22 protein-coding genes are annotated in these 22,869 nt (G+C 52.1%); 12 read left to right on the forward strand and 10 right to left on the reverse strand.

Going from position 1 to position 22,869, the window contains the following annotated elements; translation table 11 throughout:
- Positions 1–60: 60 nt before the first annotated feature.
- The 5 genes from lldP to trmL all read left to right on the forward strand — a co-directional run bounded on the left by lldP (position 61) and on the right by trmL (position 5,732).
- Complete coding sequence (gene lldP, locus SK32_RS19385) at positions 61–1,716, forward strand: L-lactate permease (RefSeq protein ID WP_003837651.1); 1,656 nt, start codon at positions 61–63, stop codon at positions 1,714–1,716.
- Complete coding sequence (gene lldR / locus SK32_RS19390; protein ID WP_048213701.1) at positions 1,713–2,489, forward strand: transcriptional regulator LldR; 777 nt, start codon at positions 1,713–1,715, stop codon at positions 2,487–2,489. The genes lldP and lldR overlap by 4 nt, the downstream gene beginning before the upstream one ends.
- On the forward strand, positions 2,486–3,676 hold the full coding sequence (gene lldD, locus SK32_RS19395) for an FMN-dependent L-lactate dehydrogenase LldD (RefSeq protein ID WP_048213702.1): 1,191 nt from the start codon (positions 2,486–2,488) through the stop codon (positions 3,674–3,676). The genes lldR and lldD overlap by 4 nt, the downstream gene beginning before the upstream one ends.
- 195 nt (positions 3,677–3,871) lie before the next feature.
- The gene (locus SK32_RS19400; protein ID WP_048213703.1) at positions 3,872–5,212 is read left to right on the forward strand and encodes an MFS transporter; all 1,341 of its coding nucleotides are present in this window, start codon (positions 3,872–3,874) and stop codon (positions 5,210–5,212) included.
- Positions 5,213–5,258: 46 nt separating this feature from the next.
- The gene (gene trmL / locus SK32_RS19405) at positions 5,259–5,732 is read left to right on the forward strand and encodes a tRNA (uridine(34)/cytosine(34)/5-carboxymethylaminomethyluridine(34)-2'-O)-methyltransferase TrmL (protein ID WP_048213704.1); all 474 of its coding nucleotides are present in this window, start codon (positions 5,259–5,261) and stop codon (positions 5,730–5,732) included.
- A gap of 181 nt (positions 5,733–5,913) precedes the next feature.
- Here trmL and cysE read toward each other — a convergent pair whose 3' ends face one another.
- The 5 genes from cysE to SK32_RS19430 form a co-directional block, all read right to left on the reverse strand.
- Positions 5,914–6,735 carry a serine O-acetyltransferase gene (gene cysE, locus SK32_RS19410; RefSeq protein ID WP_003024160.1) on the reverse strand — a complete coding sequence of 274 codons (822 nt, stop codon included), beginning with the start codon at positions 6,733–6,735 and terminating at the stop codon, positions 5,914–5,916.
- A gap of 78 nt (positions 6,736–6,813) precedes the next feature.
- Positions 6,814–7,833: an NAD(P)H-dependent glycerol-3-phosphate dehydrogenase gene (gene gpsA / locus SK32_RS19415; RefSeq protein ID WP_003024157.1), complete on the reverse strand. Its 1,020-nt coding sequence runs from the start codon at positions 7,831–7,833 to the stop codon at positions 6,814–6,816.
- Complete coding sequence (gene secB, locus SK32_RS19420; RefSeq protein WP_003024155.1) at positions 7,833–8,300, reverse strand: protein-export chaperone SecB; 468 nt, start codon at positions 8,298–8,300, stop codon at positions 7,833–7,835. Before secB ends, gpsA begins: the two co-directional genes overlap by 1 nt.
- Before the next feature lie 47 nt (positions 8,301–8,347).
- Positions 8,348–8,599: a glutaredoxin 3 gene (gene grxC, locus SK32_RS19425; protein ID WP_003024152.1), complete on the reverse strand. Its 252-nt coding sequence runs from the start codon at positions 8,597–8,599 to the stop codon at positions 8,348–8,350.
- A gap of 51 nt (positions 8,600–8,650) precedes the next feature.
- Positions 8,651–9,082 carry a rhodanese-like domain-containing protein gene (locus SK32_RS19430; RefSeq protein WP_005120473.1) on the reverse strand — a complete coding sequence of 144 codons (432 nt, stop codon included), beginning with the start codon at positions 9,080–9,082 and terminating at the stop codon, positions 8,651–8,653.
- 249 nt (positions 9,083–9,331) lie between these two features.
- Between SK32_RS19430 and gpmM the strand changes: the two genes are divergently transcribed.
- Genes gpmM through SK32_RS19445 form a run of 3 tightly spaced genes read left to right on the forward strand, consistent with a single transcriptional unit; the run spans position 9,332 to position 13,144 of the window.
- Positions 9,332–10,876, forward strand: coding sequence for a 2,3-bisphosphoglycerate-independent phosphoglycerate mutase (gene gpmM, locus SK32_RS19435; protein ID WP_048213808.1), 1,545 nt, complete (start codon positions 9,332–9,334; stop codon positions 10,874–10,876).
- A gap of 33 nt (positions 10,877–10,909) precedes the next feature.
- Positions 10,910–12,169, forward strand: a complete 1,260-nt coding sequence (gene envC, locus SK32_RS19440) for a murein hydrolase activator EnvC (protein WP_231591591.1) — start codon at positions 10,910–10,912, stop codon at positions 12,167–12,169.
- 3 nt (positions 12,170–12,172) lie between these two features.
- Positions 12,173–13,144 carry a divergent polysaccharide deacetylase family protein gene (locus tag SK32_RS19445; protein WP_048213706.1) on the forward strand — a complete coding sequence of 324 codons (972 nt, stop codon included), beginning with the start codon at positions 12,173–12,175 and terminating at the stop codon, positions 13,142–13,144.
- On the opposite strand, the gene SK32_RS19450 is transcribed toward SK32_RS19445, so the two are convergent.
- Positions 13,131–14,165, reverse strand: coding sequence for a glycosyltransferase (locus SK32_RS19450; protein ID WP_048213707.1), 1,035 nt, complete (start codon positions 14,163–14,165; stop codon positions 13,131–13,133). The two genes, SK32_RS19445 and SK32_RS19450, sit on opposite strands and share 14 nt — an antisense overlap.
- Positions 14,166–14,416: 251 nt before the next feature.
- Here SK32_RS19450 and rfaY point away from each other — a divergent pair, with 251 nt between their 5' ends.
- Positions 14,417–15,103, forward strand: a complete 687-nt coding sequence (gene rfaY / locus SK32_RS19455; RefSeq protein ID WP_048213708.1) for a lipopolysaccharide core heptose(II) kinase RfaY — start codon at positions 14,417–14,419, stop codon at positions 15,101–15,103.
- A gap of 67 nt (positions 15,104–15,170) precedes the next feature.
- Here rfaY and tdh read toward each other — a convergent pair whose 3' ends face one another.
- The 3 genes from tdh to SK32_RS19470 form a co-directional block, all read right to left on the reverse strand.
- Positions 15,171–16,196: an L-threonine 3-dehydrogenase gene (tdh, locus tag SK32_RS19460; RefSeq protein ID WP_005120462.1), complete on the reverse strand. Its 1,026-nt coding sequence runs from the start codon at positions 16,194–16,196 to the stop codon at positions 15,171–15,173.
- 9 nt (positions 16,197–16,205) lie between these two features.
- Positions 16,206–17,402 carry a glycine C-acetyltransferase gene (gene kbl, locus SK32_RS19465; protein ID WP_048213709.1) on the reverse strand — a complete coding sequence of 399 codons (1,197 nt, stop codon included), beginning with the start codon at positions 17,400–17,402 and terminating at the stop codon, positions 16,206–16,208.
- Positions 17,403–17,555: 153 nt separating this feature from the next.
- Positions 17,556–18,707, reverse strand: coding sequence for a glycosyltransferase (locus SK32_RS19470; RefSeq protein ID WP_048213710.1), 1,152 nt, complete (start codon positions 18,705–18,707; stop codon positions 17,556–17,558).
- 303 nt (positions 18,708–19,010) lie between these two features.
- Here SK32_RS19470 and rfaD point away from each other — a divergent pair, with 303 nt between their 5' ends.
- Genes rfaD through rfaC form a run of 3 tightly spaced genes read left to right on the forward strand, consistent with a single transcriptional unit; the run spans position 19,011 to position 21,965 of the window.
- Positions 19,011–19,943: an ADP-glyceromanno-heptose 6-epimerase gene (gene rfaD, locus SK32_RS19475; RefSeq protein WP_003827312.1), complete on the forward strand. Its 933-nt coding sequence runs from the start codon at positions 19,011–19,013 to the stop codon at positions 19,941–19,943.
- Positions 19,944–19,955: 12 nt separating this feature from the next.
- On the forward strand, positions 19,956–21,002 hold the full coding sequence (gene rfaF, locus SK32_RS19480; protein WP_048213711.1) for an ADP-heptose--LPS heptosyltransferase RfaF: 1,047 nt from the start codon (positions 19,956–19,958) through the stop codon (positions 21,000–21,002).
- 3 nt (positions 21,003–21,005) lie between these two features.
- Positions 21,006–21,965, forward strand: a complete 960-nt coding sequence (gene rfaC / locus SK32_RS19485; protein WP_048213712.1) for a lipopolysaccharide heptosyltransferase RfaC — start codon at positions 21,006–21,008, stop codon at positions 21,963–21,965.
- Positions 21,966–22,093: 128 nt separating this feature from the next.
- Here the strand turns inward: rfaC and SK32_RS19490 are convergent, their stop codons facing one another.
- On the reverse strand, positions 22,094–22,864 hold the full coding sequence (locus SK32_RS19490) for a glycosyltransferase family 25 protein (protein ID WP_048213713.1): 771 nt from the start codon (positions 22,862–22,864) through the stop codon (positions 22,094–22,096).
- Positions 22,865–22,869: the final 5 nt, after the last annotated feature.

The raw sequence follows: 22,869 nt of genomic DNA on the forward strand, positions 1-22,869 counted from the left end.
GTGACGAAGAGATGAGCACAGACTCATTGCATTATGTCAGCGGCCCCCAGGAGACCTGCAATGAATCTCTGGCAACAAAACTACGACCCGGCCGGTAACATCTGGCTTTCCAGTCTGATCGCATCGCTCCCCATCCTGTTCTTTTTCTTCGCCCTGATTAAGCTCAAGCTGAAAGGCTACGTTGCGGCGTCATGGACGGTGGTGATCGCTTTGTCGGTCGCCCTGCTGTTTTACAAAATGCCGGTCGATCACGCGCTGGCCTCCGTGGTGTACGGTTTCTTCTATGGTCTGTGGCCGATAGCCTGGATCATCATTGCAGCGGTGTTTGTCTATAAAATCTCGGTTAAAACCGGGCAGTTCGACATCATCCGCTCATCCATTCTCTCAATTACCCCTGACCAGCGTCTGCAAATGCTGATTGTCGGTTTCTCCTTTGGGGCATTCCTCGAAGGGGCCGCGGGCTTCGGTGCGCCGGTGGCGATAACCGCCGCGCTGCTGGTTGGTCTTGGTTTTAACCCACTGTATGCAGCAGGCTTGTGCCTGATCGTAAACACCGCGCCGGTAGCGTTTGGCGCGATGGGAATTCCTATTCTGGTTGCCGGTCAGGTCACCGGGCTGGACAGCTTTGAGATTGGTCAGATGGTTGGCCGCCAACTACCGTTCCTGACGATTATCGTACTGTTCTGGATCATGGCGATTATGGACGGCTGGCGCGGCGTGAAAGAGACCTGGCCTGCGGTGATGGTCGCGGGCGGCTCGTTTGCTATCGCGCAGTACCTCAGCTCTAACTTTATCGGGCCGGAACTGCCGGACATCATCTCTTCTCTGGTTTCTCTGGTGTGTCTGACGCTGTTCCTGAAGCGCTGGCAGCCGGTACGCATCTTCCGTTTTGGCGATATGGGGGCTTCACAGGTCGATATGGACCTGTCGCGCACCCGCTACACCGCCGGGCAAATCATCCGCGCCTGGTCGCCGTTCCTGTTCCTGACCGCCACCGTCACACTGTGGAGCATCCCGCCGTTTAAAGCGCTGTTTGCCCCTGGCGGGGCGATGTACCACTGGGTCGTCAACATTCCGGTTCCGTTCCTCGATAAGCTGGTAGCCCGTATGCCGCCGGTCGTACACGAAGCCACAGCCTACGCGGCGGTGTACAAATTTGACTGGTTCTCCGCGACCGGTACTGCGATCCTGTTTGCCGCCCTGCTGTCCATCGTCTGGCTGAAGATGAAGCCGTCTGCCGCTCTGCAGACCTTTGGCAGTACGCTGAAAGATCTGGCGCTGCCTATTTACTCCATCGGAATGGTGCTGGCATTCGCCTTTATCTCTAATTACTCCGGGCTGTCTTCAACGCTGGCGTTAGCACTGGCTCACACGGGCAGCGCGTTCACTTTCTTCTCGCCGTTCCTCGGCTGGCTGGGGGTATTCCTGACGGGCTCTGACACCTCGTCAAACGCCTTGTTCGCAGCACTACAGGCAACGGCAGCACAGCAAATCGGTGTTTCTGACGTATTGATGGTAGCGGCAAATACCACCGGCGGCGTAACCGGCAAGATGATCTCTCCGCAGTCTATCGCCATCGCCTGTGCGGCAGTGGGACTGGTTGGCAAAGAGTCTGATCTGTTCCGCTTCACCGTCAAACACAGCCTGATTTTCACCTGCATGGTGGGTGTGATTACCACGCTGCAGGCCTATGTCTTAACCTGGATGATTCCATGATTGTGATGCCCAGACGCCTGTCAGACGAGGTCGCATCTCGTGTGCGGGCGCTGATTGAAGAACAACAGCTGGAAGCGGGCATGAAGTTGCCCGCCGAGCGCCAGCTGGCCGTACAGCTCGGCGTGTCGCGCAATTCGCTGCGCGAGGCGCTGGCAAAGCTGGTAAGTGAAGGCGTGCTGATTAGCCGTCGTGGTGGTGGGACGTTTATCCGCTGGCAGCATGAAGCGTGGTCCGAACAAAACATCGTTCAGCCGCTGAAAAGCCTGATGGCGGACGACCCTGATTACAGCTTCGATATTCTCGAAGCCCGCCACGCCATTGAGGCCAGCACCGCCTGGCACGCCGCCATGCGCGCCACAGCCGCCGACAAAGAGAAAATCAGGCTCTGTTTCGAGGCCACACAAAGTGAAGATCCGGATCTCGCTTCACAAGCAGACGTTCGCTTTCACCTTGCCATCGCTGAAGCCTCGCACAACGTGGTGCTGCTACAGACCATGCGCGGTTTCTTCGACGTATTGCAGTCTTCGGTAAAACAGAGTCGCCAGCGTATGTACCTGGTGCCACCGGTATTTTCACAGCTCACAGAACAACACCTTGCTGTGCTGGACGCGATTGTCGCCGGGGATGCCGATGGCGCGCGGAAGGCGATGATGGCGCACCTCAGTTTTGTCCATACCACCATTAAACGCTTTGATGAAGACCAGGCCCGCCAGGCGCGTATCACCCGTCTGCCCGGTGACCATAATGAAATTAGCAGGGAGAACAACACATGATTATTTCAGCAGCCAGCGATTATCGCGCCGCAGCCCAGCGCATTCTGCCCCCTTTCCTGTTCCACTACATTGACGGTGGCGCGTACGCGGAGCATACCCTGCGCCGTAACGTGGAAGATTTATCAGAGGTGGCACTCCGCCAGCGCGTGCTGAAGAACATGTCAGATCTCAGTCTGGAAACCACCCTGTTTAATGAAAAACTGTCAATGCCGGTGGCCCTCGCGCCTGTCGGTCTGTGCGGCATGTATGCGCGTCGGGGCGAAGTTCAGGCCGCCGCCGCCGCTGATGCCAAAGGCATTCCGTTTACGCTTTCCACAGTATCCGTATGCCCGATTGAAGAAGTCGCCCCGACTATCAAGCGTCCGATGTGGTTTCAGCTGTATGTCCTGCGCGATCGCGGCTTTATGCGTAACGCCCTGGAGCGAGCCAAAGCGGCGGGCTGCTCCACGCTGGTCTTTACCGTCGATATGCCCACACCTGGCGCACGCTACCGTGACGCCCATTCCGGGATGAGCGGCCCAAATGCCGCACTGCGCCGCTACTGGCAGGCAGTCACCCATCCACAGTGGGCATGGGACGTTGGCCTGAACGGTCGCCCGCATGATTTAGGCAATATCTCGACCTATCTTGGCAAACCCACCGGCCTTGAAGACTACATCGGCTGGCTGGCGAATAACTTCGATCCGTCCATCTCCTGGAAAGACCTCGAGTGGATCCGCGAATTTTGGGATGGTCCGATGGTGATCAAAGGGATCCTCGATCCTGAAGATGCTCGCGACGCCGTACGCTTCGGCGCTGATGGCATCGTTGTCTCTAACCACGGTGGTCGCCAGTTAGACGGCGTGCTGTCTTCAGCTCGCGCGTTACCCGCTATTGCCGATGCGGTAAAAGGCGATATCACCATTCTGGCAGACAGCGGGATCCGCAACGGTCTGGACGTCGTACGCATGATTGCGCTGGGTGCGGATAGTGTTCTGCTGGGACGTGCTTATCTGTACGCGCTGGCAACCCACGGTCAGGCTGGGGTAACGAATCTGCTGAATCTGATCGAGAAAGAGATGAAGGTGGCAATGACCCTGACCGGTGCGAAAACCATTAGCGAAATCAGCCGCGATTCGCTGGTACAGGAACTGGGCAAGAGCCTGCCTGCTGCGCTGGCACCTCTGGTTCAGGGTAGCGCGGCGTAACAATATCCCCATAAAACCCACTTTCTGCATGGTCGGTCTGTTCTCAGCCCGACCATTTTTTACCCAAAAATAACGACCAGTTAACATTTATAACCAATATATTTGACAACTTTTTATCCACCTGTCAGATGTATATACAAGCTAATACAAGGGCGAAATATACAGATAACAACCATCATAACGGGCGAGGGTAACATGGCTTATTCCGGAAAAGTGAATATCCAGCAGGCGATAGATGACAGTCCTTTTTCGCGCTTCCACTGGGTCATTATTGTCCTGGGTTTTCTGGTCCTGGCCATCGACGGCTTCGATACGGCGGCGATGGGCTATATTGCCCCCACGCTCTCTGCCGACTGGGGCATCAAGAAACAGGATCTCGGACCGGTGTTAAGCGCCGCGCTATTGGGCCTGTCATTTGGTGCACTGCTGGCGGGACCGATTTCCGATCGTATGGGCCGTAAGCGTGTTCTGGTTTTTTCCTGTCTGTTTTTTGGTCTCGCCAGTCTGGGAACTGCCTATGCCCAGACGCTGAATATGCTCACGTTTTGGCGCTTTCTCACCGGGCTGGGTCTTGGCGCGGCAATGCCCAATGCCATCACCCTGGTCTCAGAATTTGCCCCTAAACGCTGTCGTTCAATGGCGATTAACACCATGTACTGCGGATTTCCGTTAGGCGCTGCGGGCGGCGGCGTAATCTCCTCCTGGCTTATCCCCAACTACGGCTGGCACAGTGTACTGCTTGCCGGTGCGATCGCCCCGCTGGCCCTCACCGTATTGTTGGTGCTGTTCCTGCCGGAGTCGGTGAAGTATCTGGTTCACCGCGGTAAAGGGGTTGCACAGGTTAAACGCATTGCTCAACGCTTTATGTCGGGAAGTCTGGAGCAGGTTACCCAGTTTTATCTGGATGAAGACCGTGTCACGGTCAAAAAAGGCAGCGTGGCACAGCTATTCAGTATGCCCTGGCTGCCGGGCACGCTGATGCTCTGGATGACCTACTTTATGGGATTGGTTATCTATTACGTGCTGTTGAGCTGGATGCCAACGCTGATGCTGGGAATGGGCTATCCGCTGGCCGAATCCGCCTGGCTGACGTCGCTATTTACCTTCGGCGGTACCGCAGGGATCCTGCTGGCCGGTTGGTTAATGGATCGCTGGGAAGCGCATAAAGTGGTGTCACTCGGCTTTATTCTGACGATGCTGTTTGCCCTCGCTCTCGGGTTTGAACATAACCACATCATCCTGTTCGGCGCGCTGATCTTCCTGATGGGAATTACCATGAACGGCGCGCAATCCGGGCTGCAGACGCTGGCCGCCACGTTTTATCCGACCCACTGTCGCGCGACGGGCATTGCCTGGATGCAGGGCGTGGGCCGCTTTGGCGGCGTCGCCGGGACCATGACCAGCGCCCAACTGCTGTCTATGCAATGGCAGGCTGATAGCATACTGATGTTCCTCAGCGTTCCGGCGCTGGCCGCCGCTGCCGCGACGATTTACAAGCTGCAACGCTATAAACCTCACGCGCTGACCGTCGCATAGTACCCGCTCTTTCTGTTATTCTGCCCCCCGTTATTAAGGGGGCAGTATGCTTAACATCGTTTTGTTCGAACCAGAAATCCCGCCAAATACCGGCAATATTATCCGTCTTTGCGCCAACACCGGCTTTCGTCTGCATATTATTGAGCCAATGGGCTTTACCTGGGACGACAAGCGCCTGCGTCGCGCGGGGCTGGATTACCATGAGTTTACCGCCGTGCTGCGCCACCCTGATTACGCCGCCTTTGCGGCCGCAGAAAACCCGCAACGTCTGTTTGCCCTGACTACCAAAGGTACGCCAGCGCATAGCGCGGTAAGCTATCAGGACGGGGATTATCTGATGTTTGGCCCGGAAACACGCGGTCTGCCTGCCAGTATTCTCGACGCGTTGCCTGCCGAACAAAAAATTCGTATTCCGATGATGCCGGACAGCCGCAGCATGAATCTGTCTAACGCGGTGTCAGTAGTGGTGTATGAGGCCTGGCGCCAGTTAGGTTATCCTGGCGCGGTATTACGCAGTTGATTTATGTCGGATGGTGGCTGACGCCTTATCCGACCTACGGAAGAATTTACCGTTTATTTTCGAGCGTTATCGGCGCAGTCAGGTTGGACACGGACCGCGCTTGCCGACCTGTGCATACACGCAGTACGTGAGGATGGCGAGCACAGCCCGGGTTCAAGATGACAAATAAGATAGCTCGAAATCAGATGCCATCGCCATACTCGAACGTATGATGAATCCCGTTGAAATGCTGATCCATATCCATAGATGGCTTATCGCTGTCAGGCTTGCCGACGATGCGCGCCGGAACGCCTGCGGCGGTTGTATGCGGGGGTACCGGCTGTAAAACGACGGAACCTGCGCCAATCTTCGCGCCACGCCCGACTTCAATGTTGCCGAGGATTTTCGCGCCAGCGCCAATCATCACGCCTTCACGAATTTTCGGATGACGGTCGCCGCCTGCTTTACCGGTTCCGCCAAGCGTGACGGATTGCAAAATAGAGACGTCGTTTTCAATGACCGCCGTTTCGCCCACCACAATACCGGTGGCGTGATCGAGCATAATACCGCGACCAATTTTTGCCGCCGGGTGGATGTCCACCTGGAAGGTAACAGAGACCTGATTTTGCAGGAAGATCGCCAGTGCCTGACGCCCCTGATGCCATAGCCAGTGGCCGATGCGGTAGGCCTGCAGCGCATGGAAGCCTTTCAGGTACAGAAGTGGGGTGGAATATTTATCGACTGCCGGGTCACGCGTGCGTACCGCCTGGATATCGCAAGCCGCCGAGGCAATCATTTCAGGATCGGCCGCGTAGGCCTCTTCCACGACTTCGCGAATCGCAATAGCAGGCATGATCGGAGAAGCGAGTTTATTCGCCAGCATATAGCTCAGCGCACTGCCGAGGTTTTCATGCTTGAGCAGCGTTGCGTGGTAAAAACTGGCCAGCATTGGCTCACATTCCGCCAGTGCCCGGGCTTCCGCTTTAATATTTTTCCAGACGATATCCAGTTCTTCACACGGCATTGCGTACTCCAGAAGGTAGCAAAACGACCGACCCGTTCTTCGCGGGTCGGGTCGTTAGATTGAAACGGTTCCTTACGGCTAGTGGCTGCTTCGCTCGTCCTTGCGCGCACGACCTAATAACGTCAATGCTGCCTCGCGCGCATTTTTTCCGCAATACAATACTTGATAAATTTCCTCGGTTATTGGCATCTCGACACCAAAACGGTGCGCCAATTCACGAACTTCTTTCGTATTGCGGTAGCCTTCAACCACCTGACCAATCTTGTCCTGCGCGCCCTGCACGTCCATACCCTGGCCGAGCATCATGCCAAAACGACGGTTACGCGACTGGTTGTCGGTACAGGTCAGCACCAGATCGCCTAAACCCGCCATCCCCATAAAGGTGGCAGGATCGGCACCCAGCGCCGCGCCAAGGCGAGACATTTCGGTAAGCCCACGGGTGATCAATGCCGTTCGTGCGTTTGCACCAAAGCCGATGCCGTCAGACATCCCCGCGCCAATCGCAATCACGTTTTTCACCGCGCCGCCAAGCTGCACGCCAATGAAATCCGGGTTGCTGTAGACGCGGAAGCTTTTGCCGCAGTGCAGCAACTGCTGGAGATCGTCAGCAAAGGCGTCGTCCGTCGAGGCCAGAGAAATCGCCGTCGGCATGCCCGCCGCCAGCTCTTTGGCGAACGTCGGACCGGAGATGACTGCCAGCGGGATAGAATCACCCAGCGCTTCGCGCGCAACGTCCTGCAGCAGACGCCCTGTTTCCGCTTCCAGACCTTTTGTCGCCCAGACCAGCCGCGCGTCAGGACGCATCAGCGGTTTGATATTACGCAGCACTTCGCCAAAGACATGGCTCGGCACCACCACCAGAATATTACGACTGGCGGCCAGCGCAGTGGCTAAATCACTTTCCAGGCGCAGCGTTTCGGGAAAAGGCACATCAGGGAGGAACGCGACGTTGCAGCGATCGTGCTCAAGGGTCGCGATATGTTTCGGATCATGGCCCCACAGGACAACCTGGTGGCCGTTTCTTGCCAGGGTGATAGCAAGAGCGGTGCCGTACGAGCCGGCACCAATCACAGTCATTGAAGCATTACTTTGGTTCATCAGGCATCCTGATGTTCTTCAGTACCTTCGCCAGCCTGCTGCTGTAAATAGTTCATGAACAGCGCATCAAAGTTGACCGGCGCAAGGTTCAGTTGCGGGAATGTACCGCGTGAAACCAGGCTGGTGATGCATTCGCGGGCATACGGGAACAGAATGTTCGGGCAGTATGCGCCAAGGCAATGCGCCATCTGAGTCCCTTCAATACCACTGATGGAGAAAATACCGCCCTGCTGAACTTCGCACAGAAACGCAGTTTCTTCACCCAGAGAAGCCGTTACGGTGACACGCAGCACTACTTCATACACATCATCTGCCAGTTGGGTAGATGCGGTATCTAGATCCAGTTTAACCTCTGGCTGCCAATCTTTCTGGAAAACATGCGGTGCATTTGGCGCTTCGAAAGACACATCCTTGGTATAAATACGTTGGATCTGGAAAGCCATTTCAGTGTTATTTTGTTCTGACATGTTGAGAAAACCCTTTAGTGTTGTCCTTTAAATACTATCCGTACGCCTTAACGCAGCAGGGGATCCAGTCCACCACGCGCATCCAACGCATACAAGTCGTCACAACCACCAATGTGCTGTGCATCAATAAAAATCTGCGGAACCGTTGTACGGCCACTGCGCTTGATCATCTCTTCACGCTTCACGGCATCGCCGTCAATCGGAAGTTCCTGGAAACTCACACCCTTACTGTTCAACAGCGCCTTTGCGCGATGGCAAAACGGGCAGGTTGCTTTGGTATAGATCTCAATATTGGCCATGACTTATCTCCAGTGTTCTTTTACCCAGCGGTACGAAAGAAGACGGGTAAATTACTTGCCGCGAACCAGTGGCAGATTCTCGCCACTCCAGCCCGCTACGCCGTCTTTCAGTACAGATACCTGCTCAAAACCGGCTTTAATCAGCGCAGTTGCTGAATCCTGGCACTGCATACCAGAGCCATCAACCACAATAACAGGTTTGTTTTTGTGTTTTTCCAGCTCGCCAAAATTGTTGGCTTTGATTTCGCTCGGCAGCAGGTTCGTGGAGCCTGCGATATGACCTTTGCGGAAGTCGTCGCGCTGACGTAAATCAACAATCACCGCATCTTCTTTATTGATGAGACGTGTCGCTTCGCCGCGTGTAATTACCTTCACTTTTGAGGTCAGACTCTTAAACGTGGTAAACAATACCGCCGCCAGTAACGCAATCCAGGCGATACTCAAGACAGGGTGGCGGCTAACAAATTGCATAATTTCTTGCATGGGGGGTAACAACTCCCGACTCAGTGATTAAAAAAACCAGGAAAGGAGTATACCTGCGCGTTGGCGCAAATACAGCCAGAGCGTGCATTGGATTGCATTTTTGCGGGGCGCTACGGAAAAAAAAATGTAAATCAGTGTTCCCCCTGGCACGCGATCCCTCATTATTTGATCTTCTGGGGCTACTTTATCGATTCAGCTGTAGTAAAATTACGCAATTATTTTTTATCTATTAAGTGTGAGGTTGTCGCAATGTCGGTTTCTAAAAAACCTATGGTACTGGTGATTCTGGATGGCTACGGCTATCGCGAAGACAGCCAGGATAACGCCATTTTTAGTGCTAAAACCCCGGTAATGGATGCGCTGTGGGCAAAACGTCCGCATACCCTGATTGATGCGTCTGGCCTGGAAGTTGGCCTGCCCGATCGCCAGATGGGCAACTCCGAAGTGGGTCACGTCAACCTGGGCGCGGGCCGCATCGTGTATCAGGACCTTACCCGTCTGGATGTTGAAATTAAAGAGCGTACTTTCTTCGCTAACCCGGTGCTGACCAATGCGGTCGACCAGGCAAAAAATAGCGGCAAAGCGGTACACATCATGGGTCTGCTCTCTGCTGGCGGCGTACACAGCCACGAAGATCACATCATGGCGATGGTAGAAATGGCCGCTGAACGCGGTGCTGAGAAAATCTATCTGCACGCTTTCCTTGATGGTCGTGATACCCCGCCGCGCAGCGCTGAACATTCACTGCAGAAATTCGAAGAGAAATTTGCCGCGCTGGGCAAAGGCCGCGTAGCGTCCATTATCGGTCGTTACTACGCTATGGACCGCGACAACCGTTGGGATCGCGTGGAACAGGCTTACGATCTGATGACGCTGGCGAAAGGCGAGTTCCAGTTCGCTACGGCGGTTGAAGGCCTGCAGGCTGCTTATGCCCGCGATGAAAACGACGAATTCGTCAAAGCGACCGTGATCCGTGCCGAAGGTCAGGCAGATGCAGCTATGGAAGATGGCGATACGCTGATTTTCATGAACTTCCGTGCTGACCGTGCGCGTGAAATTACCCGTGCGTTTGTTAACGCTGACTTCGACGGCTTCGCCCGTAAGAAAGTCGTTAACCTCAACTTTGTGATGCTGACCGAATACGCGGCAGACATCAAAACTGCGGTGGCTTACCCACCTGCGTCTCTGGCCAACACCCTTGGCGAGTGGATGGCAAAGAATGACAAAACGCAGTTGCGTATTTCCGAAACCGAAAAATACGCGCACGTAACCTTCTTCTTTAACGGCGGCGTAGAAGAGCCGTTCAAAGGCGAAGACCGTATTCTGATCAACTCGCCAAAAGTCGCCACCTACGATCTGCAGCCGGAAATGAGCTCTGCTGAACTGACCGAAAAACTGGTTGCGGCGATTGAGAGCGGGAAATACGACACCATCATTTGTAACTACCCGAACGGCGACATGGTCGGCCATACCGGGGTGATGGAAGCAGCGGTTAAAGCGGTTGAAGCGCTGGATCACTGCGTTGAGCAGGTGGCTAAAGCGGTTGAATCCGTTGGCGGCCAGCTGCTGATCACCGCTGACCACGGGAACGCAGAGCAAATGCGCGATCCGTCCACCGGTCAGGCGCATACCGCGCACACCAACCTGCCGGTTCCACTGATTTATGTCGGTGGTAAAAACGTCAAAGCAGTTGAAGGTGGCAAACTTTCTGATATCGCCCCGACCATGCTGACGCTGATGGGTATGGAAATCCCGCAAGAGATGACTGGTAAGCCGCTGTTCATCGTGGAATAATCCCTCCCCATGAGGGGAAAGGCGATTAATACCATCACTCGGGCCGTGAAACTGCGTAAGTTTTCAGTCAGGCCCTTGTTCTACGCCAGCGCGCTTAGCGCTGGCGTATTGTTGTGCGCCTTTTCCGCCCATGCGGACGAGCGCGATCAGCTCAAATCCATTCAGGCCGATATCGCGGCAAAAGAACGCGCGGTACGCCAACAGCAACAACAACGCGCCACCCTCCTTGCTCAGCTTAAAGCTCAGGAACAGGCTATCGCCGTTGCCGCAAGGCAGCTACGCGAAACGCAAAACTCCCTGGCACAGCTGAATGCGCAAATCGCTGAGATGAATGCCGCACTCGCGAAGCTGGAAAAGCAGCGGGCAGCGCAAGAGCGCAGTCTGGCAGCCCAGTTGGATGCTGCGTTTCGCCAGGGTGAACATACTGGTATTCAGCTCATCCTCAGCGGTGAAGAGACTCAGCGCGGGCAACGCCTGCAGGCCTATTTCGGCTATCTGAACCAGGCGCGCCAGGAGACTATCGCACAGCTGAAGCAAACCCGCGAAGAGGTCGACTCGCAGAAAGCCGAGCTGGAAGATAAGCAAAGCGAACAGCAGACGCTGCTGTACGAACAGCGTGCACAGCAGGCGAAACTGGAGCAGGCGCGTAATGAACGCCAGAAAACGCTCGCGGGTCTGGAGTCGTCGATTCAACAAGGTCAGCAGCAGTTAGGCGAGATGCGCGCCAACGAATCCCGCCTGCGCAACAGTATTGCTCGCGCCGAAGCCGCCGCGAAAGCCCGTGCAGAGCGTGAAGCACGTGAGGCGCAGGCTGTACGTGATAAGCAACAGGAAGCATCACGCAAAGGCTCGACCTATAAGCCAACCGAAAGCGAGAAATCACTGATGTCTCGTACCGGCGGGTTAGGTTCACCACGCGGTCAGGCGTTCTGGCCCGTTCGTGGTCCAACGCTGCATCGCTATGGCGAACAGCTGCAAGGTGAGCTACGTTGGAAAGGGATGGTTATTGGCGCATCCGAAGGTACCGAAGTCAAAGCCATCGCCGATGGTCGCGTCATTCTGGCGGACTGGCTGCAGGGCTATGGCCTGGTGGTCGTCGTTGAGCACGGTAAAGGCGATATGAGCCTCTACGGTTATAACCAGAGCGCGCTGGTCAGCGTCGGTACGCAGGTTCGCGCCGGGCAGCCTATTGCACTTGTGGGTAGCAGCGGCGGTCAGGGCAGGCCGGCGCTCTATTTCGAAATTCGTCGCCAGGGTCAGGCGGTCAATCCACAGCCGTGGTTGGGAAGATAAGTTTTGCCTCAGTTTCGTCGTACTTTGCTCTCACTCGCCAGCCTGCTGGCATTCGCAACACCTGTTTTCGCCGGCAAACTTGCTATCGTTATTGATGATTTCGGCTACCGTCCGCACACAGAAAATCAGGTGCTGGCAATGCCTTCCACTGTCTCTGTTGCCGTTCTGCCAAACGCGCCACATGCGCGTGAAATGGCGACTAAAGCGCATAACAGTGGACATGAAGTGTTGATCCATCTGCCGATGGCCCCACTGAGCAAGCAACCGCTGGAAAAAGACACGTTACGCCCGGAGATGAGCAGCGAAGAAATTGAACGGATTATTCGCGACGCGGTAAGCAAAGTGCCGTATGCAGTGGGACTGAATAATCACATGGGGAGTGCGATGACGTCCAGCCTGTTCGGCATGCAGAAGGTGATGCAAGCTCTGGAACGCTACGACCTCTACTTCCTCGACAGTATGACCATCGGCAACAGCCAGGCCATGCGCGCGGCGGCAGGAACCGGAGTGAAGGTCATCAAACGCAAAGTCTTCCTCGACGATACACAAAACGAAGCGGATATTCGCCGTCAGTTTAATCGTGCAGTCGATCTTGCTCGCCGTAACGGGTCAGCGATTGCCATCGGGCACCCCCACCCTTCTACGGTACGAGTGTTGCAGCAGATGCTGTATAGCCTGCCAGCCGATATTACGCTGGTTCGTCCGAGCAGCCTGCTTAATGAGCCGCAGGTAGATACTTCCAGACCTAATCTCACTCCACCGAGAAACGGTACGCCAGATGCGCCGCGTAATCCTTTCCGTGGGGTGAAGCTGTGCAAACCGAAACAACCTCTGGAGCCGGTTTACGCCAGCCGATTCTTTAGCGTGCTAGGAGAAAGCATCACACAAAGCACGCTGGTGCAGTATATGAGACTGCAGTGGCAAGGCTGGGGGAACACATCTTCCCCCAGCACCATGAACGCTAACGTAGATTAAGCGCTTTTCGGGCAATACGCGAAGGCGTTGATTTTTTATCGCGCCATTTCCATAGACGGAATGACCATAGCAGTGCCTGGTACAATACTTTGGCACTGCGGACGTTAGTTATCATGCGCTTATACATACCAGAGACAAAAATCTCTGCGATCATACGCTGACGAATATGCACATCCTGTTCTTTACGGACTGCATGGCATACGCGCAACGCTTCATAGGTAACTTGCTGATGAAATTCCGGATAAATAGTAATCCGATCGGCATATTCACGATTCAACCTATCCAATAACCGCGTAATTTTAATATAGTGCCGCTGGTAGTTGAGATTTTTTAAACCTTGTCGTTTAAGACGGCTGATTGATTGATCATGTAAGAAGTATTTATATAAAGATTGCTCGGTATATCGCACTCGTACAGCGTTAAACATAAACTCCGTCGTCCAGACAATATCCTGGTGATGTAACCCCGGAATAAATGTTATTTTATTTTTCTCAATAACATCCCGGCGATAAATTCCCATCCAGACCACATGTGTCCAGCGGCGTGAAGCCAACGCCATACGTAACCAGTCAGGGCCGGTCAACACCCCCGTAGACCGAAGACGATCCGTCGGTATTGATTGCCAGGTGTGCCCCGTTTCAAGAATGCACCAGTCGGAATTACACTGAGCTAAATCCAGGTCATCCTGAATTGCCATGGTCATCAGGGTTTCGTACATATTGGGATAAACCAGGTCATCGGCATCGACAAATGCAACATAATCCCCTTTGGCCGCTTCCAGGCCACGGTTACGCGCTACGGATGCCCCTGCGTTAGCCTGATGCAACAACCGTACATGGGGATAGTTATCCGCATAATGTTGTGCAATATCAACAGAGTTATCCGTTGAACCATCATTCACAATGATGATCTCTAGCGCAGTCCATGTCTGTGCGATCAAAGATTCCATGCAATCCCGAAAACTATCACCCACGTTATATAACGGAATAATAACACTCAACATATTTGTGCAGTTTCTCATCAGCTAACTAACCCAGGTTTGTCATTACGCTGATGACTTTTACTACAGTTTCATTAAGGAATTATTAAGGTTAGAACGTATTTATGGGCAGAAACGCTGCAGCGAAAGCGTCCGGTTTGAGAAAGATGCCCTGCTACACCTGCGTTCAGCAGGTTGATGATAGCTCAGATCGTCTACATATTGAGGTACACAACCTGTATACTCTATCCCTATGAATTAACGTACTCTATAGGCTGATATTGAGGGAAAAGATGGCCATCAGTAAGACACACGAAAAAGGTTTTACGGTCTATTGCAAAGAGACCAGAAAAGACCTTAAGTCACTGATGAATAAATACATCAAAAAAGAAATCAGTGGCAAACCGCTGAGCAGTGGTAACGCATTGCGCAGCGTGGAGTTGGTCGAGTACAACTCACAAAAATTTATCATCAAAAACGACCGTGAAGTTGATCCACGATTTGAGAAAAAATTACAGAACTTTACCTCCGGCCCTTTCTATTCCCGACTGATCAGGAAGCTGGACAGGCTCCCGCCGGAAATGCGCATCTGTACTGCCGATCTCTACTATGCTGCTGAGAAAACACGTTTTCGCCAGTGCCATTATGTTTATACTATTCATGAATATATTGAAGGGGTTCCTTTAAGGGAAATTAACCAGCAGAATGCTGACGAGGTAAAGCAATGCGTACTGCGTCTTCACAAGGCCGGACTGGCATCAAATGACATTCACCCAGGGAATTTCATTCGCACACCAACGGGTGAGTTAAGGATTATTGACCTGTCCTGTAAGGGAAATATGAAGGTCTGCCAGGCAAATGACATTCTGGCATTACAACGAAAATATAATATTAACGTTAAAGGCAGAGGGTTAATTTATAAACTCATCCTGCTTAAAGAAAATATAAGATCGTTATCCAGAAAGATCCGCGGAAAATAAAATCTATGGTTTATACGGCCAGATAGCGATATCTGGCCGTAATTAACATTGAATGCACCTTGCGCATTCAATCCCAGCTCAGGATCACTTTCCCTGACTGGCCTGAACGCATCGCGTCAAAGCCCTGCTGGAATTCATCGATGGAGAATCGATGGGTGATGATCGGCGACAAATCCAGACCAGACTGGATCAGTGCAGCCATTTTGTACCATGTCTCAAACATCTCACGACCGTAGATACCTTTAATAAACAGTCCTTTAAAGATAACTTTCGTCCAGTCGATGGACATATCAGATGGCGGAATACCCAGCATAGCAATACGGCCACCGTGATTCATGGTGTCCAGCATGGTGCGGAACGCTGGCGGCGCCCCAGACATTTCCAGACCCACATCGAACCCTTCGGTCATCCCCAGCTCGGCCATCACGTCGGTCAGGTTCTCTTTCGAGACGTTGACTGCGCGGGTAATGCCCATTTTACGCGCCAGCTCCAGACGGTACTCATTAACATCTGTAATCACTACGTGGCGAGCACCAACGTGCTTCGCTACCGCTGCAGCCATAATGCCAATCGGACCCGCACCGGAAACCAGCACATCTTCGCCAACCAAATCAAACGACAGCGCCGTGTGTACCGCGTTACCGAATGGATCGAAGATGGAAGCTAAATCATCGGAGATATTGTCCGGGATTTTAAAGGCGTTAAACGCCGGGATCACCAGATATTGTGCAAAACAGCCTGGACGGTTTACGCCGACACCGGTGGTATTGCGGCACAGGTGAGTACGGCCACCGCGGCAGTTACGGCAATGTCCGCAGGTAATGTGGCCTTCACCGGAAACGCGATCGCCGATTTTGAAGCCTTTAACTTCCTGGCCGATGCCAACAACTTCACCGACATATTCATGCCCTACAACCATTGGAACCGGGATGGTTTTTTGCGACCATTCATCCCAGTTATAAATGTGAACGTCAGTCCCGCAGATGGCTGTTTTACGGATTTTAATCAGCAAATCGTTATGGCCGACTTCCGGTTCAGGAACGTCGGTCATCCAAATGCCTTCTTCCGCTTTCAGTTTGGATAACGCTTTCATTTCACATCCTCAGGCAATAACGCCCAGTTGTTTACCAATGCGTGTGAACGCGTCGACTGCACGCGTAATCTGCTCAGGGGTATGTGCCGCAGACATCTGGGTACGAATACGCGCCTGGCCTTTTGGAACCACCGGATAGAAGAATCCGGTAACGTAAATCCCCTCTTTTTGCAGTTCGCGGGCAAACGCCTGCGCAACAACCGCATCACCCAGCATTACCGGAATAATCGCGTGATCGGCCCCTGCCAGCGTGAAGCCTGCTGCGGACATTTGCTCACGGAATTGACGCGCATTCGCCCACAGACGATCGCGCAGGTCGCTACCCGCCTCAACCATCTCCAGCACCTTAATGGAAGCAGCAACAATTGCCGGAGCCAGTGAGTTAGAGAACAAATACGGACGGGAACGTTGACGCAGCCACTCAACAACTTCTTTACGTGCCGCAGTGTAACCACCAGATGCGCCGCCGAGTGCTTTGCCCAGCGTGCCGGTGATGATGTCCACACGACCCATCACGTCACAGTATTCATGGGAGCCACGACCATTTTCACCGACAAAACCGACTGCATGGGAATCATCAACCATGACCAGCGCATCATATTGGTCTGCCAGATCGCATACGCCTTTCAGGTTAGCGATAACGCCGTCCATAGAGAACACACCATCGGTGGCGATCAATACGTGGCGGGCGCCTGCTTCACGCGCTTCTTTCAGACGCGCTTCCAGTTCCTGCATATCGTTGTTGGCGTAGCGGAAACGCTTCGCTTTACACAGACGAACGCCATCAATGATAGAAGCGTGGTTCAGAGCATCAGAGATAATGGCATCTTCTGCTCCCAGCAGCGTTTCGAACAGGCCGCCGTTGGCGTCAAAGCAAGAAGAGTAAAGAATGGCATCTTCCATACCGAGGAATGCCGCCAGTTTTTGCTCCAGTTGCTTATGGGTGTCCTGAGTGCCACAAATAAAGCGCACCGAGGCCATACCAAATCCGTGAGAATCCATACCCGCTTTTGCCGCTGCAATCAGTTCCGGGTGGTTAGCCAGCCCTAAGTAGTTGTTCGCACAAAAGTTAATAACATGGCTTCCGTCAGCCACGGTGATATCAGCCTGCTGAGCAGACGTAATAATGCGCTCTTCTTTAAACAACCCCTCCGCGCGTGCGGTTTCCAGATCGTTCGTTAACTGCTTATAAAAATTCCCACGCATTGCAATTCTCCAGACTGGGCAAATTTCAGCACATATTACCCAATGCTATTGGTTTGTACGAGATGACTCATCATGACTTGTCTAAAATGCAGCATAAATCACGTGTACCCACATAACCTTTCAGGAATGACAGACCTGGCATCACAACCTGACTTACGTTGTCGCGTCATCAATGGCCTGAGACGCTGATGACGGTGCCAGAGTAAATCCTGCCATAGCAAAGGCCTTATTAACCTTAATGATATAGTTATCTTCGTAGAATTCCTCAATCGCCTGCTGAATCTGTTCGCCGGCAGGCAACGTTTTTCCATCAACAATACCTTGTAGCAAGGAAACAAATTTTTCCGGTTCATCAGTAGGGTATAAATTACCGTTTATCCCTTCTTTGATAATGTCTGCAGGCCCCGTTTCGCAATCAGAGCTAATGGCATAAACACCGTGAGCACTGGCTTCAGCCAAAACCATACCAAAACCTTCAAAGTGGGAAGTTAATAGTAAACAGGTAATATTTTTTAGCGTATTTTGAATATATTCCCACGGTGATTTCTGCCAACCATGCCAGTGAATGTTATCGCTAATCCCCAGTGTTTTTGCCAGTGCAACTAGTGTCTCAACATCCTGGCCGGTGCCGATAACGTTCAGAGACCATGCTCCTTGCAGCTCCGCCAATCCATTGAAAAGTCCTCGAACATTCTTTTGACCATCGGCAACAACCCTACCTACATAGACAAAGCGGGCATGATTCTTAGGTGTAGGAATACTGACATCATGCCGAGTAACAGGATTGAATATCGTCGCGATACGCTGTCTGTCTATGCCCATTTCAACAAGTTGTCGGGTTATTCCAGAGCTGATGGAAAGATAATAATCAGCTTTATTTATATATTTTATTTTCTTCTTGTAATTATTTTTATAAAAATCAAATATTGAAAAATGAAACCATGAAAATATCTTAACCTGCTTGTGAGCATATTTTCTTGCAACGTGGCAGATATAGCATGAAAGTGTATCCAGAGATATAATTATATCAGGAGATTCCCGATTGATGATTTTTCGTAAGGAATAAGCAAAACTCAACCGTCTTAATTTCGTTATTTTTATATTAGAAGAAAGACGACAATAGCGCTGCCCTGCAAGCCACTCATCATTGACATGACCGCCATTATTTTTCTTAAGAAAAACAAAAGAGATATCGATATCGGGGCTTTGCATTCGCAGCAGCTTCACCAAATTAAGGCAAACGGTCTCTGTCCCTCCAAGTCCACTGATCTCGTAACCTGTAATAATAATTTTTTTTAGTTGCATATATAATTTTCATTCCAGCGACTATTGTCAGCCCCAACACAGTGCTCTACCTTGCTTATTGATTCGTTGATGGCTCCGAAAAAGCCGACACCGCGCACTTGAACACTCATTCACGACGTGAATCATACACCACTCTGCCTAAACCATTTCAATCAAGAATGTAAACAATGAAAGCAATAACCAACACAAATTCCGCACGCCACATGACGCGACGTACTGCTGAAGCCGAAGCCATGTAGTGATATGATTAGAGGTATTCGTGTCTGAGATTGTCTCTGACTCCATAATTCGAAGGTTACATTTATGATCATCGTTACCGGCGGCGCGGGCTTTATCGGCAGCAACATCGTTAAGTCCCTGAATGACAAAGGCATCACCGATATTCTGGTGGTGGACAACCTGAAAGACGGCACCAAGTTTGTGAATCTGGTGGATCTGAATATTGCTGACTATATGGATAAGGAAGACTTCCTGATCCAGATTATGGCCGGGGAAGATTTTGGCGATATCGAAGCGATTTTCCACGAAGGCGCATGCTCTTCCACCACCGAGTGGGATGGCAAGTATATGATGGACAACAACTATCAATACTCCAAAGAGCTGCTGCACTACTGTCTGGAGCGTGAAATTCCTTTCCTGTATGCCTCTTCTGCAGCAACGTACGGCGGTCGTACCTCTGACTTCATCGAATCTCGTGAATATGAGAAGCCGCTGAACGTCTATGGCTACTCAAAATTCCTGTTCGACGAATATGTACGCCAGATCCTGCCAGAAGCAAATTCTCAGATCGTTGGCTTCCGTTATTTCAACGTCTACGGACCGCGCGAAGGTCACAAAGGCAGCATGGCGAGCGTCGCTTTCCATCTCAATACTCAGCTCAATAACGGCGAAACACCCAAGCTGTTCGAAGGAAGTGAAAACTTCAAACGTGATTTCGTCTATGTCGGCGATGTTGCAGCAGTAAACCTGTGGTTCCTGGAAAACGGGGTTTCCGGCATCTTTAACCTCGGTACTGGTCGCGCAGAGTCTTTCCAGGCCGTCGCGGATGCCACGCTGGCATACCACAAAAAAGGCAGCATTGAGTACATTCCGTTCCCGGAAAAACTGAAGGGCCGCTATCAGGCATTTACTCAGGCGGATCTGACTAACCTGCGCGCTGCGGGCTATGACAAACCGTTCAAGACCGTTGCCGAAGGCGTGACGGAATATATGGCCTGGCTGAACCGCGACGCATAAGGCAGGCAATCAATGAGGATTCTGGTGGTTGGCCCGTCCTGGGTGGGCGACATGATGATGTCGCAAAGTCTCTATCGCACGCTCAAGGCGCGCTATCCCCAGGCCATAATCGACGTGATGGCACCCGCGTGGTGCCGTCCGCTGTTATCGCGTATGCCTGAAGTCAACGACGCCATCGCCATGCCGCTGGGACACGGCGCGCTGGAGATTGGCGAGCGCCGCAAACTGGGCCACAGTTTGCGTGATAAACGCTACGATCGCGCGTATGTCCTGCCGAACTCGTTTAAATCCGCACTGGTACCCTTCTTCGCGGGTATTCCTCATCGTACCGGTTGGCGTGGCGAAATGCGCTATGGTCTGCTGAACGATGCGCGTGTGCTGGATAAAGATGCATGGCCGCTGATGGTCGAACGCTATGTGGCCCTGGCCTACGATAAAGGCGTGATGCTGTCGGCTAAAGATTTGCCGCAGCCTCTGCTGTGGCCACAATTGCAGGTCAGTGAAGGTGAAAAGTCTCTGACCTGTAGTCAGTTCTCCCTTTCTGCCGAACGCCCCATCATCGGTTTTTGCCCTGGTGCGGAATTTGGTCCGGCGAAACGCTGGCCACACTACCATTATGCTGAACTGGCAAAACAGCTGATCGACGAAGGTCATCAGATTGTGCTGTTTGGCTCGGCAAAAGATCATGAAGCCGGAAATGAAATCCTGGCAACGTTAAGCGTTGAGCAGCAGGCCTGGTGTCGTAATCTGGCGGGCGAAACGCAGCTGGAGCAGGCCGTTATTCTGCTCGCCGCCTGCAAAGCCGTGGTCACCAATGACTCCGGTTTGATGCACGTGGCTGCCGCACTAAATCGCCCGCTGGTCGCTCTGTATGGCCCTAGTAGCCCAGATTTCACTCCACCACTCTCCCACAAAGCTCGCGTGATTCGCCTGATTACGGGCTATCATAAAGTGCGTAAGGGGGATGCTGCACAAGGGTATCACCAGAGCCTGATTGACATCACACCTCAGCGCGTTCTGGAAGAACTGAATGACCTGTTGTTACAAGAGGAAGTCTGACGGATGCGGGTTCTGATCGTTAAAACATCGTCAATGGGCGATGTACTGCATACGTTGCCCGCATTAACCGATGCGCAGCAGGCCATTACGGATATTCAGTTTGATTGGGTAGTGGAAGAAGGGTTTGCTCAAATCCCCTCCTGGCATCCGACCGTTGACCGAGTGATCCCGGTGGCGATTCGCCGCTGGCGTAAAGCCTGGTTTTCCGCCCCCATTAAAGCTGAGCGCAAAGCTTTTCGCGAGGCGGTGCGTTTACAGAACTATGACGTGGTTATCGATGCGCAGGGGCTGGTAAAAAGCGCCGCGCTGGTCACACGTCTGGCGCATGGCATTAAGCATGGTATGGACTGGAGTACCGCGCGCGAACCGCTGGCGAGTCTGTTTTATAACCGTAAGCATCATATCGCCAAACAACAGCATGCTGTTGAACGCACTCGTGAGCTGTTCGCGAAAAGTCTGGGATATACCAAATCCCAGTCGCAGGGGGATTACGCTATTGCGCAGCATTTTCTGAATGAACGCAATGCCGATGCAGGGCAGTATGCCGTCTTCCTGCACGCCACCACTCGTGATGACAAGCACTGGCCGGAAGCAAAGTGGCGGGAGCTCATTGGCTTATTAAATCACGCAGAAATACGTATTAAGCTCCCATGGGGGGCTCCGCATGAAGAAGCGCGAGCCAGACGACTGGCAGAAGGATTTGATTACGTAGATGTTTTACCGCGAATGAGTCTTGGGGATGTAGCCCGGATATTAGCCGGCGCTAAATTTGTGGTATCCGTTGATACCGGATTAAGCCACTTGACCGCCGCACTGGATCGGCCGAATGTTACGCTATATGGCCCTACGGACCCGGGGTTGATTGGGGGATACGGGAAGAATCAGGTCACATGTCGTGCCCCGGAAGGAAAGCTTGCTTTGCTTGAACCCACTCAAGTTTATTCTCACATAGCGCTGCTGTAATTATTCAGGTATCGCAGATATGTTAAATTCGTTCTTATACAGTCGCTTTGCTATTTAACATATCTGCAGCTGACTAAAACTATGCACTATATCGTATTTCATCCACGATTAAGCATTATTGCGTTCATCTACTTCCACCAACATAACCCAAGAATAATTCGTCGGGCATGCCAGTATGAGGATGAAATTTTACGTCTGAAAAGTGATTTCTGCTTTTTCTTGTGACTCTTTATCTCTTTACGTTCTTTCTCTAACCAGCTCCCGGACAACTCTTCAGGATGATGGACAAAGTTTGCCAGGTATATATCAGAAAAATATCCCTGACGCATCAGATATGCCCATTCATCTATGATGAAAAAGTTATTTTCAAAACGGGAAACAAGTTTTTGAGCAGTTACCGAATTCATCAAATAACCGCAGGCTCGCAAAACATATCCATGACCAAATATGACTTTGCCGAAGGTCTGGCCACCAATTTTTTTGAGTTTAAGCAAATTTAAGACAACTTTATTCTTATACCTTAAACCATCTTGCCCACCAAGTAGGTATAACGCATCTTTATTGAGAACACTTTCATCAATTGTCGATATAAATTCCTTAAAATTCTGATCGATTATTGCGTCATCCTCAAGAATACAAACCCAATCTTGTCCACTCTGCCCAAACTGTTTAAATGCCTTCATATGGCTTAGTGAGCAACCCAGTTCACCATCAGTAGGCGTATGGTTTTCCCTGTGCTGAAAGTCAGTTAACGGTATCTTGCGCTTTTCTTCGGCAGACAAATTTTTCCCATAGATAGCATCAACGAACGAATACTCGATATTTAATTCATTCATTATATCTGATACGCGTTTTCGTCGGGCATCGTCAAAAGGAAGCGAAATGACCAGCACGTACATGAGTT

This window comes from Citrobacter sp. MGH100, from assembly GCF_001034465.1.
GTDB lineage: Bacteria > Pseudomonadota > Gammaproteobacteria > Enterobacterales > Enterobacteriaceae > Citrobacter > Citrobacter youngae.

Bases quoted from the DNA above. Each gene is read 5' to 3' on its own strand.
- lldP (WP_003837651.1), top strand. From the start codon at position 61: ATGAATCTCTGGCAACAAAACTACGACCCGGCCGGTAACATCTGGCTT.
- lldR (WP_048213701.1), top strand. From the start codon at position 1,713: ATGATTGTGATGCCCAGACGCCTGTCAGACGAGGTCGCATCTCGTGTG.
- lldD (WP_048213702.1), top strand. From the start codon at position 2,486: ATGATTATTTCAGCAGCCAGCGATTATCGCGCCGCAGCCCAGCGCATT.
- SK32_RS19400 (WP_048213703.1), top strand. From the start codon at position 3,872: ATGGCTTATTCCGGAAAAGTGAATATCCAGCAGGCGATAGATGACAGT.
- trmL (WP_048213704.1), top strand. From the start codon at position 5,259: ATGCTTAACATCGTTTTGTTCGAACCAGAAATCCCGCCAAATACCGGC.
- cysE (WP_003024160.1), bottom strand. From the start codon at position 6,735: ATGCCGTGTGAAGAACTGGATATCGTCTGGAAAAATATTAAAGCGGAA.
- gpsA (WP_003024157.1), bottom strand. From the start codon at position 7,833: ATGAACCAAAGTAATGCTTCAATGACTGTGATTGGTGCCGGCTCGTAC.
- secB (WP_003024155.1), bottom strand. From the start codon at position 8,300: ATGTCAGAACAAAATAACACTGAAATGGCTTTCCAGATCCAACGTATT.
- grxC (WP_003024152.1), bottom strand. From the start codon at position 8,599: ATGGCCAATATTGAGATCTATACCAAAGCAACCTGCCCGTTTTGCCAT.
- SK32_RS19430 (WP_005120473.1), bottom strand. From the start codon at position 9,082: ATGCAAGAAATTATGCAATTTGTTAGCCGCCACCCTGTCTTGAGTATC.
- gpmM (WP_048213808.1), top strand. From the start codon at position 9,332: ATGTCGGTTTCTAAAAAACCTATGGTACTGGTGATTCTGGATGGCTAC.
- SK32_RS19450 (WP_048213707.1), bottom strand. From the start codon at position 14,165: ATGAGAAACTGCACAAATATGTTGAGTGTTATTATTCCGTTATATAAC.
- rfaY (WP_048213708.1), top strand. From the start codon at position 14,417: ATGGCCATCAGTAAGACACACGAAAAAGGTTTTACGGTCTATTGCAAA.
- tdh (WP_005120462.1), bottom strand. From the start codon at position 16,196: ATGAAAGCGTTATCCAAACTGAAAGCGGAAGAAGGCATTTGGATGACC.
- kbl (WP_048213709.1), bottom strand. From the start codon at position 17,402: ATGCGTGGGAATTTTTATAAGCAGTTAACGAACGATCTGGAAACCGCA.
- SK32_RS19470 (WP_048213710.1), bottom strand. From the start codon at position 18,707: ATGCAACTAAAAAAAATTATTATTACAGGTTACGAGATCAGTGGACTT.
- rfaD (WP_003827312.1), top strand. From the start codon at position 19,011: ATGATCATCGTTACCGGCGGCGCGGGCTTTATCGGCAGCAACATCGTT.
- rfaF (WP_048213711.1), top strand. From the start codon at position 19,956: ATGAGGATTCTGGTGGTTGGCCCGTCCTGGGTGGGCGACATGATGATG.
- rfaC (WP_048213712.1), top strand. From the start codon at position 21,006: ATGCGGGTTCTGATCGTTAAAACATCGTCAATGGGCGATGTACTGCAT.
- SK32_RS19490 (WP_048213713.1), bottom strand. From the start codon at position 22,864: ATGTACGTGCTGGTCATTTCGCTTCCTTTTGACGATGCCCGACGAAAA.